Below are 18,076 nucleotides of genomic sequence, written 5' to 3' on the forward strand. Positions count from 1 at the left end.
CCCGGCCTTCGCCGGGGTGACGATCAGTTTGCAACATTGTCCGACGTCCTTCGCGATACCTCCCGCAAATATTTCACCCGTTCAGCCCCCACCGCTGCCCGTTGCGCCACGACCCACGGATGATCGTCTCCGACCACAGAAACCGCCGCCACCGTCCGGCTCGCGAAATTGATGGCCAGTCCTCCGGTCTGCTCCAGCATCGGTCGATCGGCCTTCAGCCACTTTGGCTTGCAGGTCCGTGGCAGTCTCCGGTCGCTGATAACGATGTCGGCCGCTGCACATTCGGCGACAAAGGCTTCGATCGGCAGAATAAACCGGCTCCGCGTCGCCACGATTCGCCAGACGCGACCATCGCGCATCAATGTCACGCGGCACACATCGTCCGAACAGACAGCCCCAGGCAGTGTGTCCAGATCGCCGAGTTCGCCGAGTTCGCCCGCCCGTTCGGCGAGCGTCGATCGGACGTAATCCCCCGCTCGCGTTCGCAACGTTGCCAGTCTGCCGCCGTCGCTCCTGACCGCCAGATGCTTGCCATCGCCGGTGACGAGCAGGTCGGGCGGCGGTATCGCGAGCGACCACACCGCCCCCGCCAGCAAGGGGACGAAGCCAAGCGCGCGCACCCGTCCCCGCCACAGGATCACCCACAGCGCCCCGCCCAGCATCATCGCGAACGCAGTCGTGGGGACGCTCGCCAACGCCGCGAGTGCCCCCGGCCATGCCGCGACGTGACGCGCGATGCCGAGCAGCAGATTGAGCGACAGGCCGGTCAACCACCAGAATGGCGCGCCCAGCCCCACCGTATCGAACATAATCGCGAGCGCCTCGCACGGCATCGTCACGAAGGTCGTCAGCGGAATCGCGACGATGTTGGCCAGCGCCCCGTACAGCCCCTGCCGATGAAAGTGGAACAGCGCGATCGGGGCCAGCGCAACCTCGACCGCGATGCCCGTCAGCAACAGTGACAGCATCCCGCGCCCGACTTTCAGGAAAATGCTCTCGTCGCGCCCCGCTACGAGCCTCTGGACCGGTACCCATTCATGCAGCGCCACCAGCGACGTGATGGCGGCGAAACTCAGCTGAAAGCTCGGTCCGATGAGCGATTCGGGCCAGACGAGCAGCACGGCCAGCGCGCCCCCCGCCACCAGCCTCAGCGTGAATGCCTGACGCCCCAGCGCCCCGCCGATCACGATCAGCACCGCTGCCACGCACGACCGGATGGTCGGGATCTCCGCGCCTGTCAGCAGGGTGTAGCCGATGCCTGCCGATGCTCCCGCTCCCGCCGCGATGACGATCAGCGGCAGGCGCAGCGCCAGACGCGTGCTCAGTGCCATCAGCCGCAGCGTGAGGAGCATCACCGCGCCTACCACCGCCGTCACATGCAGCCCGCTGATCGACAGCAGGTGGGTCAGCCCACTGGCGCGCATCGCATCCTCGTCGGCCGTGGCGATGCCGCCCCGGTCTCCGGTTGCGAACGCGGCCGCGATGCCCCCCGCGCTCCCCTCAACGCGCGTCTTGATGTGCGCCGACAGGCGATCGCGGAACCCCTGCGCGCGGGTTGGCTCGCTGCCTTCGCGCACGACCGGGCCAAGCGATTTGCCCGTTGCCCCCAGTTCCATGAACCACGCCGCCCGCGAAAAATCATAGCCGCCCGGCACCGAAGCGGGCTGCGGACCCATCAGGCGCGCCCTGATCCTGATGCGTTCGCCGACGACCAGACGCGGCGGGGCATTGGCCACGTCGACGTTGACACGCACGCGGGGCGGCAATTCGGGGGCCGCGATGGGCAGCAGCGTCAGCCTCAGGCGATCTTTGGTGACCTGCACGTCGATCCGCTCGACCCGTGCGCTGAACGTTGCGATCGATGGCCGCGACAGGACGGGGGCCGCAACCGTCTCGCTTCGCAGCCACGCCAGCCCGCAACCGAGCGCGCACGTCAGCGGTGCGATGATCATCAGCCGCCTGAACCGACCGTGCCGGGGCGCCATCAAACTTGCCGCCGCCAGCCCGAACATTGCCGCAATCCAGGCTATCCAGTCGCTGCGTTCGGACAGCACGAACCACGCCGCGATGCCACAGCCCAGCATGACCGGCAGCCAGAGCGGCAATTGATCGCGCTGGGTGTCGATCGCCGCTTCGATTTTGCTGTTCAGGCGCGTCAAAAGCCCCGATTGGCGCGTTTCGGGCAGCGTGCTAGGGGCGCTGTCGAATACCGCATCCATTGCGCCCTGACTGGAGACTAAGTCGCGTGAGCGCAAGCATCCCAACCAAGCCTGTCGTTACCCGTTTCGCCCCGTCGCCCACCGGTTATCTGCACATCGGTGGCGCGCGGACGGCGTTGTTCAACTGGCTTTATGCGCGACATTTCGGCGGCACGTTCCTGTTGCGAATCGAGGACACCGATCGGGCGCGTTCCACTCAGGGCGCAATCGACGCGATCCTCGATGGCATGAAGTGGTTGGGGCTCGACTGGGATGGCGATGCCGTGTTCCAGTTCGCCCGGGCCGCCCGCCATGCGGAAGTTGCAAATACCCTGCTGGAGAACGGTCACGCCTATCGATGCTATGCGACCACCGCAGAGCTCGAAGAAATGCGTGCTGCCCAGCGCGCGGCCAAAACGCCGTTGCGCTATGACGGGCGCTGGCGGGACTGCACCGACACGCCCGATCTGCCGTTCGTGATCCGCCTGCGCGCGCCACAGACCGGTGAAGTGACCATTAATGACCGCGTCCAGGGTCCGGTGACGGTGCAGAATGCCGAACTCGACGACTTCGTTCTGCTGCGCTCGGACGGCACGCCGACCTATATGCTCAGCGTCGTGGTCGACGACAACGACATGGGCGTGACCCACGTCATTCGCGGCGACGACCATCTGAACAACGCGTTCCGTCAACTGGTGTTGATCCGGGCCATGGGCTGGGACGAACCCGTCTATGCCCACGTGCCCCTGATCCACGGTGCCGACGGCGCCAAATTATCCAAGCGACACGGGGCTTTGGGGGTAGAATCCTATCGCGACGACCTCGGCATCCTGCCCGAGGCCTTGTCGAATTATCTCCTCCGTCTGGGGTGGGGAAGCGGTGACAACGAGATGCTCAACCAACCACAGGCCATCGCTCTGTTCGACATCGACGGCGTCGGTCGCTCGCCCTCGCGCTTCGACCTGAAAAAGCTCGAGAACATCAATGGCCACTATCTCCGCGAAGCCGACGACGTGCGTCTTGCCGACATCGCCGGGCCGCTGGTCGTTGCGAAAAACGGTCGCGACCTGAGCGCTGCGGAGGTGGCCACCCTGATCGCTGCGATCCCCTCGCTAAAGGTGCGCGCCAAGTCCACACTGGCTCTGGCGGAAGGTGCGCTATTCCTTTTCGAAACGCGTCCGCTGGCCCTCGACGCGGGGGCAAGTGCGCTGCTATCAGCCGACGGGCTGGTGCTGCTCGGAAATGTCCGGGACGTTCTGGGGGAATGTTCGGAATGGACCGTAACCGCGCTCGAAGACGCGGTAAAGCGGTTCGCGGAGGAGGCCGGACTGGGACTTGGCAAGGTGGCGCAACCGCTTCGGGCTGCGCTGACGGGTCGCACGACCTCGCCGGGAATATTCGACGTGCTGGTGCTCCTCGGTCGTGAGGAATCACTGGGGCGGCTTGACGATTGCCTGACACACAGCGCAGCGCGCGCTTCATAATCTCTAGAGGAGTTCGACCATGGCGGATGCACCAGCAAAACTGAATTTCGAGGGCAAGGATTTCGACTACAAGGTTTTGTCGGGAACGGTCGGTCCCGACGTCATCGACATCCGCAAACTTTATGCCCAGACTGGGGCGTTCACCTATGACCCGGGCTTCACCTCGACCGCGTCATGCGATTCCGCGATCACTTACATCGACGGCGACGAAGGCGTCCTGCTCCACCGCGGCTACCCGATCGGACAGCTGGCCGAGAAGTCTAGCTTCATGGAAGTGAGCTACCTCCTGCTGAACGGCGAGTTGCCCGACAAGCCGACGCTGGACCAATTCACCAACACGATTACGCGTCACACCATGCTGCACGAACAGATGGCAACTTTCTTTCGCGGGTTCCGGCGCGATGCGCATCCGATGGCGATCATGTGCGGGGCAGTCGGAGCCCTGAGCGCGTTCTATCATGACTCGACCGAAATCACCGACCCCAAACAGCGCATGATCGCGTCGCACCGGCTGATTGCCAAAATGCCGACGATTGCCGCCATGGCTTATCAATATTCGGTCGGTCGTCCCTTCCTGTATCCGCAGAACGACCTGTCCTATACTGGAAACTTCCTTCGCATGACCTTCGGCAATCCGGCTGAACCGTATGAGGTCAATCCGATAATTGAACGCACGATGGACCGGATCTTCATCCTTCACGCCGACCATGAACAAAACGCTTCGACCTCCACCGTTCGCCTTGCCGGGTCGTCGGGTGCAAATCCCTTTGCCTGTATTGCTGCAGGCATCGCCTGTCTTTGGGGTCCGGCACACGGAGGCGCCAATGAAGCGGCGCTCAACATGCTGCAGGAAATCGGCACGCCCGATCGCATCCCCCATTATATCGAGCGCGCCAAGAACAAGGATGATCCTTTCCGCCTGATGGGCTTTGGTCACCGCGTTTATAAAAACTACGATCCGCGCGCGACTGTCATGCAGCAGACCGTCCGTGAGGTCCTGAAGGAATTGAACGTCAAGGACCCAATCTTTGACGTTGCGCTGCAACTGGAAGAAATGGCGCTTAACGATCCCTATTTCATCGAAAAGAAGCTGTTCCCGAACGTCGACTTTTATTCGGGCGTCATCCTGTCAGCCATCGGTTTCCCAACGACGATGTTCACAGTCCTGTTTGCGCTTGCCCGGACAGTCGGTTGGGTCGCCCAGTGGAATGAGATGATCTCCGACCCGGAACAAAAAATCGGGCGTCCCCGCCAGCTTTATACCGGACCGACGCAGCGCGATTATGTTCCGGTTACCGAACGCTGAACTGATTGCAGTCAGGCCGCGGGCAGGGTCAATACGAAGCGAGCACCCTGTCCCGGACCTGAATCAACCACGATGTCGCCGCCCATGGCTTGGGCGAGGCGGCGGGAAATAAACAGGCCAAGCCCACTTCCCCCCGGCTCGGTCGGATCGACACGTTCAAACTTTTCGAAGATGCGGACATGGTCGGTCGTCGCGATCCCCTTGCCCTGATCCGCCACGATCAGCATCGCGGTATCGCCATCCATTTCGGCGCGGATCCAGATCAGCCCTTCGTCCGGGGAATACCGGATCGCATTCACAAGCAAATTGACGAGTATTTGGAGGATGCGGCGATAGTCCCCGCGCGCGTTCAGCACTTCACCCATCTTGGGAGCGTCAATGCGAACCTTGCGTTCGTTCGCCCGCACTTTCAAAAGACCCGCGGCACGCCTTGCCAGATCGGCAAGATCGAGTGCCTCGGTATCGACGCGGAAATCGGGTTCCTCGACTGTCTGAAGATCGGCCAAGTCATCGACGAGCGTCAGAAGATGCCGGGCCGCGCTGGCGATATCCTCGGCATAATCGGCATAGTCACGGCGAAGCGGTCCGTCGGTCTGGTTGCTTATGCTGTCCGCGCTGGCCACGATTCGGCTTAATGGTGAGCGGAGTGCTGCGTCCAGCTTAGTCGTAAACAATGAAACGAGCGGCGCTTCCGGCAGTTTTTGCTGGGCGGGCTCCCGAACGGTCGCGATGCCTGAAAATCCCGTAAAGTTCCCTTGCGGGCCTTTGATGATCTTGCCTGACAAGGACAGTTCTCTGTCGGGGCGCAGTCGCAATACTGCTGGCTGGTCGACAAAATCGGTTCCGGCGGTTGCCGCCAACAGGATCGGCATAGTCGCTGTTGCGTTCTCGAGCAGGCGAAACGCCTGTGTGAGGGTCTGGCCGATCAGGTTGTTGGCGTGCTCACCCGTGGCGTCGACGATCTCGAGTGCGCCATTGGTGGACCATGTCCAGTCCCCAGGCGGGTCGGATTTTGCCGGTACCGATTCTGAGGCCATAAGCCAGGGCTGGCGTTGCGGCCGGGGAGTCCAGCTCCCGATCCTCAGTAAGACTCCATCGGCGTCGGAGCGCGCACGCACGACAAGTTCGCAATCATGGTCGCCGTTTGCGCAAATCACGTTGCGGGAAACCAAAGTATCCAGCGAACGCGCCAACCGAACAATTCCGGCAAGCGATGGTATTGCGAGCAAGGTTCCGATCGCCCCGCCCGCCTTTTCCTGTAGCCGCAACAGCGGCAGGTCGGCAGAGATCAACAGCCCATCATGATCGACCCGACCGGTAACGATATCAGGCACGACAGCGCACCACGGCGAGGCTGCACGTCAAAAGCCCGTAAGGCAAAGAGGCGGATGGCCGCATTTTGCTGCCGTAGCGCAAGTACGGTTAAGACGACGTTATGCAGCCTTTAAACGCTTTTCGAGACAGGGCGTTGAAGCCACAACATGCTTGCGACGGCATGGCCTGCAGCGATAAACAAGCCGACGACCGGCACCGTCGCCAGGAACCCGAACAGCAGGATCAGTGCATCGCTTAGCGGGTCGCTGGTCCACCGCGCATGGCGGAACGGCGCGATGCGACGCCGGACAAGATATTGCGCGCCGATGAGCAAACCACCCAACAGTAGGCAACCCCATTGGCCGGTCCGCGATGCCAGCGTGGCCGCACAGGCGCACACCGTCACGATCGCGGCGATGTCTTCGGTGCCGCGCAATACCGGCCCACTGGATCCTAATTCATCAAGGGCCGACGACAGACGGGCGGCAGCAGACTTCCCTACGAACGCCAGCGTCAGTATGACAAGTCCGGCAACAAGCCAGCCCGTCAACGACACCAGTGCGCCGAGAACAGCCGCGGCTACGGCACCAAGTTCGATCGATTTGCTTTTGATGCCCAGTTCCCCGGCCAACCTGGCGCAAAATCGGCCCAGGGGCCTGCCGCACCAGTAACTGCCCATCCCGTCACGCTCGCCGGTGTCGGCGTCGAGCAGTTTTCGCCCGGCGTTGATGGCTTCGTCGCTATCCCGAATTGTCATCATCGCCTCGGTGACTTGGGCACTGGTGAGCACGATACGGCGGGCGTTGTCCTGTACCATTTGGCGAAGCAGGGTCGATGCGGGATCCCAGTCACCAACCATATTCGCGACTTGGCGAAGCGTTGCCCCACGCATTAGGGCATAACCGGTCCAGCGCATCGTTGCGTCGACAATTTCGAATTGCGTCGGAGCCACGTCCCGATCGACGCATAGCAGCGCCGGAGCGCCGCCAGCGCGCAATTCCCCAAGGGTGGCGCTCGACACCAGCACCTTTGAAGCAATCAGGAAGACAGCTTCGTTGGGGTGAACCGCGTCCGCTGCTTCGGCAATGCTACGAACAATGTCGACCGTCAGTCCGTTAGCACGCAGATTGTCGGCAACACCCAGCATCGTAGGGGAAATTTGCCGGACGAGACAGACAACATGACGCGCGCCGGTTGAAACGACGCGCGCAATCTGAAGCTCGGTTAGCGACCGCCCCAGCACCAAGGGGGTGTCGGGCGAGTCGTCGGCAATGACAAGCGCGGCCAGTCGTGCAGTTTGGAATTCGGTTGCCACTATTCGCGCCTACGCAAACCCGCGCCAAAGTGCAAAGTCGATCAGGATAAGGTCAAAATGGGTGCCTGTTCAGCGAACAATAGCGTGTCCAGCGCGCGGTCGATGACGCGGCTTGCCTTGCCGATGGCCGGTGCTTCAATGTCGTCGATAGAAATCGGGCAGAGGTCCTGACACATGCTTATCCGAAGGCGCGCCTGGATGAGCCGGAGATAGGAAAGCGCCGCATGGCCTTCGCGGCGGTCCGCTTCGAAATCGAAGCGACGGGTGATCAGACCCACGGCGTCGATGATCTTCATGTTATATTCGGGATGCGGTCCCGAATGAACCGGAAGGCGTGCCACTTCGGCGGCGGCATAAGTCGATGGCAGCAATATGCCGTTGGTCACGAAATCATTCAGTCGAAAGCCGATTGTCTGCATCGACGCAAAAAAGGTCCGGGTGCGCGCGTCCCGCGTGCATTGTTTCGGAATAAGGTGGTGGCGCTGCCATCCTTCGACAAAGTCGAGCGAACCCCGCGTGTTCACCATCGCAAAATGAAGTCCCAAGCCCGAATGTCCCGATTCGTTGCGTGAGCGTTTCAATGAGCAGGACGTTGCTTTTATGCGAGCGGAGATGAGTCCATTTTGGACTTGCAGATCATTATGATGCGTATCATCGCTGCCCGCGCCGGGGTTCGATCGTGTCGCTCGAGCCGGTATGGCTGTCCATCGGGACCGATGGCGTTGGCCGTTACCAGAGGACCTGTTTCGAGGGCCAGTTGTGCCAGTCGACCAACCATGCGCGCAAGTTCGGGAACGGTGCCTTCGACCAGCGCCTCGATCTCGTGCCCGACGATGGCCGCCAGCCCGAGCGACATTATCCGGCGCGCTCCCGTTTCCTGATGAGCGGAAAACCCGATGAGATCGATCACCGGGGGCGCCTGCGCTGCATCCCAGCGCGCCATCAGGTCGGCCGCGCATCGATGTTCCAGTATCCTGCCAGAGAATAGCCACGTCAGCGTCGCCGTGCCCGGCGGCATCGCGCAAAAGATTGCCAGCAGGCGCCTGAGCGTGGCGATCCGTTGGCTCCAATCGACATCATTCCATCCGGAGGCAAAGACGCTGATCCGATTGGCCTCCTGAGCGAACTGAAGCTTCGGTGGCAATGCGTCGGCCATCCGGGTGAGGTGCTCCACACCCAGTTCGGTCGCCGCTATCGAGGCGATCTCGACATTTGCCAGCTGGCCAGCGCGCATCATCGTCAGAATATGTGTCACAAAGGGCGTCGGCGCCAGACAAACTGCGTCCGCTTCGGACCGACCCTTCGGTAAAAGTGTCAGAGGGTCTGTAAGCCGGGTTCTGTCCTCATGCCGAAACATGATGTGCGACCATTCCTCTAGGACCGTATTTGCACACGGCCTCAAGCAACCAACCCGGACGACGGAGCCGAGCAGGCCCATCTGCCATCCCTATTCGGTCTTGCTCCAGGTGGGGTTTGCCCTGCCGCTGCGGTTGCCCGTCGCGCGGTGCGCTTTTACCGCACCGTTTCGCCCTTGCCATGCCGAAGCATTCGGTGTTCAAGCCTGTGGCCGAAAACCTTTGGCGGTTTGTTTTCTGTGGCACTGTCCCTTGACCGGGAACTACTCCCCGACCAGCCGGGAATTATCCGGCACCTTCACTCTATGGAGCCCGGACTTTCCTCCCCGCGATCACTCGCGCGGCGGTCGCCCGACCCTCTGACCACTGCGTGCCTAGTCGTCGCCCTGCGGTTTGGGAAGTAAAAGCGCCAGCAGGATCGATCGGCATTCGCCGTCGATGATGCCGTCGAGCAATTCTGGCCGGAATCTCCGCTGGAACGCTATAGTCGCGGCAGGTCCATCGGTTATCTCGTAACCAAAGCGTCCCAGCGCCAGCAGGAAGCCTGCGTCAGTCCAGTGCGGATCCATCAGGCCGCGTGTCGGTCGCGGCAGCGCCAGGCGCAGCCGTGCCAGCCGCCCCCATGGAAACAGCTCGCCGGGATCCTGCTTGCGCGCCGGGGCAATGTCGGAATGTCCGACGATGTTGCCGCGCGTGACGCCATGCCGTTCAACGATGTTCGCGACCAGCGGGATCAATGCGTCGATCTGCGCTTCGGGAAAGGGCCGATAGCCAAATTCGTGCCCCGGATTGACCAACTCGATGCCGACGCTTGCCGAATTGACATCGTCAATCCCGCGCCAGTGCGATTGTCCGGCGTGCCAGGCCCGCCTGGCTTCGTCCACCAGACGCACGATCTGTCCATCTTCGGCGATCAGGTAATGCGCCGAGACTTTCGCCTGGGGATCCGTCAGCCGCGCGATGGCCGAGGCGGCATCCATCATGCCGGTGTAGTGCAAGACCAGCATCGAAATCGGCGACGTCCGCTCATCGAAGTTCGGCGATGGAGTGTCGATCATTTCGGCCATGTGCCGACGTCATGCGCGACGACGGTCGGGAAGGTCAACATCTGTAAAGTTCGAGTCAGTTTCCGGCGTGACCCATTGCGGAATAAAAGCCGCGCCACTCGGGATCCGGTCGAAAGCGTGCCGTCTGGCCGATTACGGTTTCGCCTGCGCCCAGCACCAATATGCCCCCCGGATCGAGCGCGTCGGCCAGCCTGTCGAACAATCGCGCCCGGGGTTCGGCTTGGAAGTACATCAGCACATTGCGGCAAAAGATTACGTCGAACCGGCCCGGCGCAGGTGCCAGCAAGTTATGCGTGGTGAATCGCACCGATTGCCGAAGACGCGCGTTGATCACCCAATGGTCGTCGTCCTGTTCGAACCAGCGCAACATCGTCCGCACCGGCAGTCCGCGCTGGATTTCGAACTGTGAGTAACGCCCTGCCCGGCCGCGCGCGACGACCGCCGCCGACACGTCGGTCGCCAGTATGTCAAAGGTCCACCCCTCCCACTGCGCCCCCTGGTCCCGCAGCATCATTGCCAGTGAATAGGCTTCCTGCCCGGTCGAACACCCCGCCGACCAGAATCGCAACCGACGCGTCGGTCGGCGTCGGTCGGCAAGGGCTGGCAACGGGCCCTGGCTGAATTGGTCGAGCATTGACATGTCGCGGAAGAAGGATGTTTCGTTGTTGAGCAGCGCCTCGGTCACGCGCGTGCTGAGAACGTCGTCGCGCGCCCTTATACGATCGGCGAGAACATCGAGGTTGGGTATGTCCAGTTCGCGGAGGAAGGGCCGCAACGCCGCTTCGATGCGCCACGACCGGCTTGCCGATATGTGCTGGCCAGTGCGATGTTCCAGCAGGTCGGCAAAGACGGCCAGCGGTGCTGGCTGTGATGCAATAGCGCTCAAAGTGAAGGTCCGCGCCGCGCAAGATGGCGGGCAAGCGCGTCCGCCGGTCCACACAAACTTGCCAACCCGGCCCTCGCCACCACGCCGGGCATTCCCCAGATAACCGAAGATGCCTCGTCCTGAACGATGACGTCGGCTCCGATGGCGGCGAGCATCGCTGCGCCCTCCATGCCGTCGCGTCCCATGCCACTCAACACGACCCCCACGCCGCCCTCTCCGAAAACCTCGGCGACGCTCGCGAACATCGGGTCGACCGAGGGCAGGCTGCGGTTGGCGACTTCGCCCGCATGCAACCGTGTCATGATGCGCGATCCCCGCCGTTCGCAAACCAGGTGCGCGTCACCCGGCGCAACGTGAATCGAGCCGGGAGCAGCGACCGCAGCGTCACGCGCCACGCAGCACGATCGACCCGACATCGTGGCCAGCTGATCGGCAAAAAATGGCATGAACGCTGCCGGAAGGTGTTGCGTTACCAGGATTGGCGTGTCGAACGACCTCGGCAATGCCGCGAAAAATGTTGCGAGTGCGTGCAGGCCACCGGTCGACGCGCCCACCGCCACACACGACACTGGTCCGGTCGCTACTTCGCGGACCACAAACTCTCCGGCCCGAGTCGCTTTGCCGTCATGATCGGCAGGACCGATCCTCAAGAGCCGGTCGATCAAGTCCACCGCAAAACTTCGCCCCAGCGCACCCACTGCAGGTTTTGCGACAGCATCGGCAGCACCGCCGGCCAGCGCGCGTAACGTCACGGACGCGCCCTGTGCGGTCGATGACGACACCATCACGATCCGCGCCCCGTTTCCCGCCGAGATGATGTCTGCGAGCGCGGCAAGTCCGTCCCGATCGGGCATTTCGATGTCGAGCAGGACGATGTCCGCACGATTGTGGGCCAGCCATTCGATAGCCCGCTCGGCCCGGTCGGCCTGCCCGCTTACGGTAAACGCAGGGTGTTCGCCAAGCATACGCGCCAGCATCGTCCTGACGACGACCGAATCGTCGACGATCAGAAGGTTGATCGTGCCGTTAGCGTGCGAGCCGGAGTTGCCGACACCCCGCTGCCTTGAAATATTAGCCAAGACCGACTAGCGCCAGCTTGGTCTGCAAGGTTTCGCGATCGAATGGCTTCATGATGTATTCGTCGGCGCCCGCATCAATCGCTGCCCTGATATGCGCAGTTCCGTTTTCCGTAGTGCAGAAGACGATTTTCGGTCGGGAAGCGAGAGGGTCGCTGTCGATGGCACGCAGGAACTCGATACCGCTCATCACGGGCATGTTCCAGTCGAGCAGGATAACGTCAGGAATCTTTGCCCGACAGGCATCCAGTGCTTCACGCCCATCGGCGGCTTCCTCGACGGTATAATTCAGCGCCTCGAGGATGTGTCGGGCAACTTTGCGAATTACTTTCGAATCATCGACGATCAGGCATGATTTCGACATGGATTACTTTCTGTCGGACTGTTATTTGTGGGCTTAGTCGAGACTGATGAGTGTTGCGTTAATCCCAAAATTTTATTGCATCATTTCAGCGGGCAACCCGACAAGGCGACGCGGATCCATCAGCAGCGCCATGCCACTTTCGGTCTGGATGCGCCCCGATGCCGCCGAGACCCAGTCGGAACCGACGCTGGCATCTACTGGTTGGACGCCTTCGATAATTGGCTCAACCTGCTCGACGCTGGCAACGACGAAGGCATAATGATGGTCGTCGATCGCCATGGTGACTGCGCGGCGAGAGTGATGCTCCAGCGGTTGGCCGAGTGCACCCCCAAGGTCGATGACCGTCAGGATATTGCTACGTAGCGGACTGAGGCCCAGCACGCTTTCGGGCGTCATCGGCACCGGTACTATGGTACCGAGGTCAACGACCGAGGCCACGGTGGCGGCGTCAAAGGCGATCCGCTGGCCGGAAACGGTGGCGATAACGTAAAGACCTGCAAGTTGATCAGCCACGATGTGTCGCCTCCGCTAAATCGGTCCCGGCAAGGTCGAAGATCAGTCTCTCGTTGATCAACTGGATGACTTCGCTCCCGCAAAGCCCGATCGCGTTACGTCCAGAATTGATGATCGACGCCTTGTCCAAGCGGACCAGGTCTTCCACTTGAAGCACTGGAAATCCCACACGAGAGTGGCCATCGCTCAGGCGCAGCACCGCGATCTCCTCGGACGTCGGCAAGGTGCCCGCCACGATGGCGCGGCACAACGTCTGGTCGAGGGTGACAAAGGCATCACCGGAACGCAGAGTGAATGCTGCACGCGGCACATCTTCGATCCGCTCGACCAGGCTGGTATCGACTCCCCATAGCATCCCATCGAGGCCGATGAATGAAAGCACAGAGATAGTAGCAAGCGTTTGGGTTGGTGCCGCCTCTGCCTTGACGTCTTGGCGTTCGACATTGACACCGGTCGACCGCGCGACGCCCAAGACATCGATGACGAGAATGGGTATCCCCGAGTTGGGCAGCGCCTGTCCCGCAAACAGTCCTGTAGCGGACAGATGTGGTGCCACTTGCCGGACGACCACCTCCTCCTGGTCATGCACCGTTTCGACCATCAGGGCATAACGCCTGCCGCCGGTTGGTTTGACGATCAGCAGGTGCGTCTGCCTGGTTTCATCGAGTGAGAGCGCTGAGGCAAGCGAGATGGTGGCAAGCTTTTCGCCGCGGACTGTCGAAATATATCCTGTACCCAGGCGTTCGATGACCACCGACTTGCTGCTTGCTGACAGGACTTCCTCGACGATCGCCCGAGGGATCGCGAATTCCATGCCGCCCGCCTTGACCGTCAGGACCGTCACGATGCTGAGCGTTAATGGCACACGGATATCGATCGTCAGTCCATGACTCGGTCGATTGATCAGTGACACACTGCCGCCCAGCTTTTCAATATTGGCGCGGACCACGTCCATCCCGATCCCGCGACCCGAAATCGCCGTGACAGTTTCGGAGGTCGACAGGCCGGGCGCAAAGATCAGGTTGATCGCTTGTTCATCGGAATAGTCTCCGGCCTGAAGCAACCCTGTCGCGGCGGCGCGTTCCCGCAGGCGCTCGACGTCGATGCCCCGGCCGTCGTCCGATATCGTGATGACGACCTGGTTGCCGCTTTGTCGGGCGGTGACGCGAAGGCTGGCTTCGGGCGACTTTCCGGCGGCAGTGCGCCCTTCTGCGTTTTCGATGCCGTGATCGATGGCGTTGCGGACAATGTGTATCAGTGGATCGCGAAGTTGTTCGACCATCTCGCGGTCGAGTTCAACATCGGTGCCCTCGACCGTCAGGCGAACCGACTTCCCCAGGGCGTTGGCAGTATCTCGCACCAGACGGGGCAAGGCCGCAAACAGCCGATCAACGGGCTGCATTCTTGCCCGCGCGATGCTGATCCGCAGTTCAGCAATGCGCGCCGACAGCGCATCCAGCGTCGCGGCTGTCGCCTCTTGCCCCAGCGCCACGTTCAGGGTGCGGGTCAATTCATTGCGCACCAGCACGAGGTCTGAAACCTGTGTCATCATGGCATCGAGCAGGTCGATATCGATGCGCACGTTCCGACGCTGGACGGCCACGATGGGGTCGGAAATGGGTTCTGGAGCGGGGGCAGATTCAGGGCTGGTTTCTGAATCGGTTTCAAGGGCCGTCAGCAACAGCGAGTCGCTCGCCTCGTCCGGAACGACGTCGCCGGTCTCGAGGGCTGCCGTTAACAAGACGATGCGGTCGATGATTCGGAGCAGTCCGCTGACAAGTGCGCGATTGGACTTGCGATTGCCGGACCGCAGTTCGCTGAGCACGGTTTCAGCAACATGAGCCAGCTTTTCAATGCGCGGCAGGTTCAGGAAACCGCAGCTCCCTTTTACGGTGTGCACGAACCGGAAGATATCGTCGAAATCGCGCGCGCCTGTGGGATCGCTTTCCCATTCGAGTAAAGCATTCCCCACATGCTCGAGCATGTCCCGCGTTTCCGCGACAAATTCCTGCGTCAAATCATCCACACCGCCTTATGCCCCGGCGATGGTTAAGGACGGGTTAGGCCGGCGTTAGGCCCGACCGAGGGTCGCACCGAACAGCAGAAACGCCGGATCGGTCGATGCGACCTGTGCGTGACCGCCGCTTTCGGTCGCGAGCGTATGCACCAGCCAGGCAGCGGCAGCGCGCGGGGTCAGGGCGGTTTCATCGGCCTCACCGCTCAGGGCCGTGCGCAGTTCGGTGTCGAGGACCAGCCGCGGACCCTCGGCCCGAACGACGATTTCCGTGCGACCGTTAGCAATTTCACCACCGATATCGAGCCTGCCGCCCCGGACCAAAGCATCCCCTGCGATCAGCGCGAGGTTCAGCAGAACCTTGATCGCGGTTTTCGAAAGCGTTGCTTCGCCGACCATCCAGTTAATTTCGATCCGGCCGTCATTGCCCAGCAACCCATCGATCGCCGCCTTCGCCTCACGCGTGTCGACGACATCGCCAAAGCCACCGGCGGCACCAAAGGCCAGGCGAAAGAATTTCAGCTTGCTCGCCGAAACCCGCGCGCTTTCAGCCAGCAGTTCCAGGCACCGTTCACGCATTTCGGGATCATTCTCCTCGGCCAGCAATTCGATGCCGTTGTTCAGCGCACCAACGGGGCTGAGCAGGTCATGGCAGAGGCGCGAACAGAGGAGGCTAGCGAAATCGACGGCGTGGACGGTCATGGATGGGGTTCCCGAATGGCGCGGGCACCTTTGGCGGAGTGTTCGGGCGAGGGCAAGTTGAGCATCTAGTTTAGAACGATTTGAACAAACCCGGAAGGGGTCGAGCGCCAGGCGGTCAGGGTGGTCCCGAGGATGATCCAGAGGCGATTGTCGGGGGCGGCCAGCGCGATGTCGGTGGGGGACGGGCGGGACAAGCCATTGGGATGGCTGTGGAAATAGCCCACAACCGGCGGCCCGCCCGCCCGTTCTGCACGCAGCGCGGCGATCAGCGCGACCGGGTCGATTTCGAAGTTGAGGCATGGGTTCGCGGCGACGTTGCGCGTGGCCTCCACCGATTCGATAACGCCGTCGGTCCCGAACAGCAGCCCGCACACTTCGCGCGTCGGATCGGCAGCGGCCAGCGCCAGCATCGCCTGCCGGGCGGCGGTTGAAATTCTGACATTCATCACCACATCGCCTAGCTGATGAACGGGGGGTTCTCCACAATTTCGGTGCAGCTGGGCGACGATGCCACCGGCTGGCGCCTTGACCGGGCGCTGGCGGTGGCGATCCCGACGCTTTCGCGTGAGCGGATCAAGGCGCTGCTGTCGTCGGGGCAAGTCACCGGCCCGAACGGCCTGGCGCGCGATCCGTCGTCGAAAGCGGTGGCGGGTGCACCCTATCAGGTCAACATCCCCGACCCGACCGTGGCGCACAACCAGCCTCAGGACATCGCGCTGGAGATCGTGTTCGAGGACGATCACCTGCTGATCGTCGACAAGCCCGCGGGTCTGGTCGTCCATCCGGCGGCGGGCAATTTCGACGGCACGCTGGTGAACGCGCTGCTTCACCATTGCGCGGGACGACTGTCGGGCATCGGTGGCGTCGCGCGGCCGGGCATCGTCCACCGCATCGACAAGGACACCTCCGGGTTGTTGGTGGTTGCCAAGACCGACCGCGCCCACGAGGGATTGTCGGCGCAATTTGCACGACACAGCATCGACCGGGGTTACCAGGCGATCGTCACCGGTATCGCGACCAGTGGCAGCGTGGATGCCCCCCTGGCCCGCAACCCGCACGACCGCAAGAAAGTCGCCATCGTCGAGAGCGGCAAACGCGCGGTGACACACTACAGCCTGATCGAAGCGTTGCGCGAAGCGTCGCTGATCGAATGTAGGCTGGAAACCGGCCGCACGCATCAGGTCCGCGTCCATATGGCATCGATCGGCCACCAGTTGCTTGGCGATCCGGTTTATGGCCGCATGAAACCCGCGCATCGCGCACTTTTGAAGCGGCTCGATTTCGCGCGTCAGGCGTTACACGCGGCAAGGCTGGGGTTCATCCACCCCGTGACAAGTGAAACTATGGCATTTGAAAGCGAAATGCCTGACGATATGCAGCGATTGTTCACGGAACTTGCACTATAACGTTTGGTACAGATGTGGCAGATTGATGCCACACAAGGGAGTTCAAGACTATTATGGCTGGTAAGAGCAATCTGCCCTCCACTGTTCCTACGCTGGGGGGGGAAGCAAGCCTCAACCGTTATCTCTCTGAAATCAGGAAGTTTCCGCTCCTGACGCCAGAGGAAGAATATATGTTGTCAAAACGGTTTGCCGAACATGGCGACCCAGAGGCGGCCGCGCGCCTGGTCACGTCGCACCTGCGACTCGTCGCCAAGATCGCGATGGGATTCCGGGGCTATGGCCTGCCCGTCAGCGAGCTGATTTCGGAGGGCAACATCGGCCTGATGCAGGGCGTGAAGAAGTTCGAGCCCGATCGTGGGTTCCGCCTTGCCACTTACGCGATGTGGTGGATCCGTGCGTCGATCCAGGAGTTCATTCTGCGCAGCTGGTCGCTGGTCAAGATGGGCACGACCGCGGCCCAGAAGAAGCTGTTCTTCAACCTGCGTCGCATGAAATCCAACTTGGAAGCGTTCGAGGACGGCGACTTGCGTCCCGAACACGTCACCAAGATCGCGACCGACCTGGGTGTCACCGAGGCCGAGGTCATCAGCATGAACCGTCGCATGGCGATGGGTGGCGACACATCGCTGAACGTGTCGATGAATGAGGATGGCGAGGGCCAGTGGCAGGACTGGCTGGAGGACGAAGGTGCTTTGCAGGATGAGCAGATCGCCGACAGCCAGGAACGCGTCCACCGTCATGCCATGCTGGGCGAGGCGATGGACGATTTGAACGACCGCGAGAAACATATCCTGACCGAGCGCCGCCTGGTCGACGATCCGAAGACGTTGGAGGAACTGAGCCAGGTTTATGGCGTCAGCCGCGAACGCGTGCGCCAGATCGAGGTGCGCGCCTTCGACAAGCTGCAAAAGGCAATGGTCCGGATCGCGATCGGCAATGGGACGATGGCGCTGGCTTGATGGTTGTCTCGTAGAATTGAGATGCCATTGAACAACTCGTCACCCCGGCGCAGGCCGGGGCCTATACGGCTGTCGGGTAGCGCGCCAATCTTCCGGACGGCCGTATAGGCCCCGGCC

General features: G+C 61.9%; 17 protein-coding genes and 1 other RNA gene. 4 read left to right on the top strand and 14 right to left on the bottom strand.

The window, feature by feature from the left end; genetic code table 11:
• Positions 1-23: 23 nt before the first annotated feature.
• A complete protein-coding gene (locus Q0R02_RS10090; RefSeq protein ID WP_293883065.1) occupies positions 24-2,219 on the bottom strand; it encodes a ComEC/Rec2 family competence protein in 2,196 nt (731 codons plus the stop codon).
• A 26-nt stretch (positions 2,220-2,245) separates the two neighbouring features.
• Here Q0R02_RS10090 and gltX point away from each other — a divergent pair, with 26 nt between their 5' ends.
• Positions 2,246-3,682 carry a glutamate--tRNA ligase gene (gltX, locus tag Q0R02_RS10095; protein ID WP_293883067.1) on the top strand — a complete coding sequence of 479 codons (1,437 nt, stop codon included), beginning with the start codon at positions 2,246-2,248 and terminating at the stop codon, positions 3,680-3,682.
• 19 nt (positions 3,683-3,701) lie between these two features.
• Positions 3,702-4,988, top strand: a complete 1,287-nt coding sequence (locus Q0R02_RS10100) for a citrate synthase (RefSeq protein ID WP_293883068.1) — start codon at positions 3,702-3,704, stop codon at positions 4,986-4,988.
• Positions 4,989-4,999: 11 nt separating this feature from the next.
• On the opposite strand, the gene Q0R02_RS10105 is transcribed toward Q0R02_RS10100, so the two are convergent.
• From Q0R02_RS10105 to Q0R02_RS10165, 13 genes are all read right to left on the bottom strand, one after another.
• Positions 5,000-6,322, bottom strand: a complete 1,323-nt coding sequence (locus Q0R02_RS10105; protein WP_293883070.1) for a sensor histidine kinase KdpD — start codon at positions 6,320-6,322, stop codon at positions 5,000-5,002.
• A 110-nt stretch (positions 6,323-6,432) separates the two neighbouring features.
• A complete protein-coding gene (locus tag Q0R02_RS10110) occupies positions 6,433-7,617 on the bottom strand; it encodes a hypothetical protein (RefSeq protein ID WP_293883073.1) in 1,185 nt (394 codons plus the stop codon).
• A gap of 41 nt (positions 7,618-7,658) precedes the next feature.
• The gene (locus Q0R02_RS10115) at positions 7,659-8,162 is read right to left on the bottom strand and encodes an AHH domain-containing protein (protein ID WP_293883076.1); all 504 of its coding nucleotides are present in this window, start codon (positions 8,160-8,162) and stop codon (positions 7,659-7,661) included.
• A 53-nt stretch (positions 8,163-8,215) separates the two neighbouring features.
• Complete coding sequence (locus tag Q0R02_RS10120; RefSeq protein ID WP_293883078.1) at positions 8,216-8,872, bottom strand: hypothetical protein; 657 nt, start codon at positions 8,870-8,872, stop codon at positions 8,216-8,218.
• A 55-nt stretch (positions 8,873-8,927) separates the two neighbouring features.
• Positions 8,928-9,335, bottom strand: an RNA gene (gene rnpB, locus Q0R02_RS10125) — RNase P RNA component class A.
• An 11-nt stretch (positions 9,336-9,346) separates the two neighbouring features.
• Entirely contained in the window at positions 9,347-10,039 is a 693-nt protein-coding gene (locus Q0R02_RS10130) for an N-acetylmuramoyl-L-alanine amidase (RefSeq protein ID WP_293883081.1), read from the bottom strand.
• Between the two features lie 55 nt (positions 10,040-10,094).
• Positions 10,095-10,925 carry a protein-glutamate O-methyltransferase CheR gene (locus Q0R02_RS10135; protein WP_293883083.1) on the bottom strand — a complete coding sequence of 277 codons (831 nt, stop codon included), beginning with the start codon at positions 10,923-10,925 and terminating at the stop codon, positions 10,095-10,097.
• Positions 10,922-12,004, bottom strand: a complete 1,083-nt coding sequence (gene cheB / locus Q0R02_RS10140; RefSeq protein WP_293883085.1) for a chemotaxis-specific protein-glutamate methyltransferase CheB — start codon at positions 12,002-12,004, stop codon at positions 10,922-10,924. The genes Q0R02_RS10135 and cheB overlap by 4 nt, the downstream gene beginning before the upstream one ends.
• Positions 11,997-12,365 carry a response regulator gene (locus Q0R02_RS10145; RefSeq protein WP_293883088.1) on the bottom strand — a complete coding sequence of 123 codons (369 nt, stop codon included), beginning with the start codon at positions 12,363-12,365 and terminating at the stop codon, positions 11,997-11,999. Before Q0R02_RS10145 ends, cheB begins: the two co-directional genes overlap by 8 nt.
• Positions 12,366-12,437: 72 nt before the next feature.
• Positions 12,438-12,878 carry a chemotaxis protein CheW gene (locus Q0R02_RS10150; protein ID WP_293883091.1) on the bottom strand — a complete coding sequence of 147 codons (441 nt, stop codon included), beginning with the start codon at positions 12,876-12,878 and terminating at the stop codon, positions 12,438-12,440.
• Complete coding sequence (locus tag Q0R02_RS10155; RefSeq protein ID WP_293883094.1) at positions 12,871-14,895, bottom strand: ATP-binding protein; 2,025 nt, start codon at positions 14,893-14,895, stop codon at positions 12,871-12,873. The genes Q0R02_RS10150 and Q0R02_RS10155 overlap by 8 nt, the downstream gene beginning before the upstream one ends.
• A gap of 54 nt (positions 14,896-14,949) precedes the next feature.
• Complete coding sequence (locus Q0R02_RS10160) at positions 14,950-15,594, bottom strand: histidine phosphotransferase family protein (RefSeq protein ID WP_293883097.1); 645 nt, start codon at positions 15,592-15,594, stop codon at positions 14,950-14,952.
• Between the two features lie 65 nt (positions 15,595-15,659).
• Complete coding sequence (locus Q0R02_RS10165) at positions 15,660-16,040, bottom strand: M67 family metallopeptidase (protein ID WP_293883100.1); 381 nt, start codon at positions 16,038-16,040, stop codon at positions 15,660-15,662.
• Positions 16,041-16,058: 18 nt separating this feature from the next.
• On the opposite strand from Q0R02_RS10165, the gene Q0R02_RS10170 reads away from it, so the two are divergent.
• Positions 16,059-17,000 (top strand): RluA family pseudouridine synthase, encoded by a 942-nt coding sequence (locus Q0R02_RS10170; protein ID WP_293883104.1) that lies wholly within the window; start codon positions 16,059-16,061, stop codon positions 16,998-17,000.
• 53 nt (positions 17,001-17,053) lie between these two features.
• A complete protein-coding gene (rpoH, locus tag Q0R02_RS10175) occupies positions 17,054-17,959 on the top strand; it encodes an RNA polymerase sigma factor RpoH (protein ID WP_293883107.1) in 906 nt (301 codons plus the stop codon).
• Positions 17,960-18,076: the final 117 nt, after the last annotated feature.

Origin of the sequence: Sphingomonas sp. (assembly GCF_025353885.1) — a bacterium.
GTDB lineage: Bacteria > Pseudomonadota > Alphaproteobacteria > Sphingomonadales > Sphingomonadaceae > Sphingomonas_O.

What these genes read in the sequence shown, in the direction of transcription:
- rpoH (WP_293883107.1), top strand. Translation starts at nt 17,054, where the DNA reads ATGGCTGGTAAGAGCAATCTGCCCTCCACTGTTCCTACGCTGGGGGGG.
- Q0R02_RS10165 (WP_293883100.1), bottom strand. Translation starts at nt 16,040, where the DNA reads ATGAATGTCAGAATTTCAACCGCCGCCCGGCAGGCGATGCTGGCGCTG.
- Q0R02_RS10170 (WP_293883104.1), top strand. Translation starts at nt 16,059, where the DNA reads ATGAACGGGGGGTTCTCCACAATTTCGGTGCAGCTGGGCGACGATGCC.
- Q0R02_RS10130 (WP_293883081.1), bottom strand. Translation starts at nt 10,039, where the DNA reads ATGGCCGAAATGATCGACACTCCATCGCCGAACTTCGATGAGCGGACG.
- Q0R02_RS10090 (WP_293883065.1), bottom strand. Translation starts at nt 2,219, where the DNA reads ATGGATGCGGTATTCGACAGCGCCCCTAGCACGCTGCCCGAAACGCGC.
- Q0R02_RS10100 (WP_293883068.1), top strand. Translation starts at nt 3,702, where the DNA reads ATGGCGGATGCACCAGCAAAACTGAATTTCGAGGGCAAGGATTTCGAC.
- Q0R02_RS10160 (WP_293883097.1), bottom strand. Translation starts at nt 15,594, where the DNA reads ATGACCGTCCACGCCGTCGATTTCGCTAGCCTCCTCTGTTCGCGCCTC.
- Q0R02_RS10145 (WP_293883088.1), bottom strand. Translation starts at nt 12,365, where the DNA reads ATGTCGAAATCATGCCTGATCGTCGATGATTCGAAAGTAATTCGCAAA.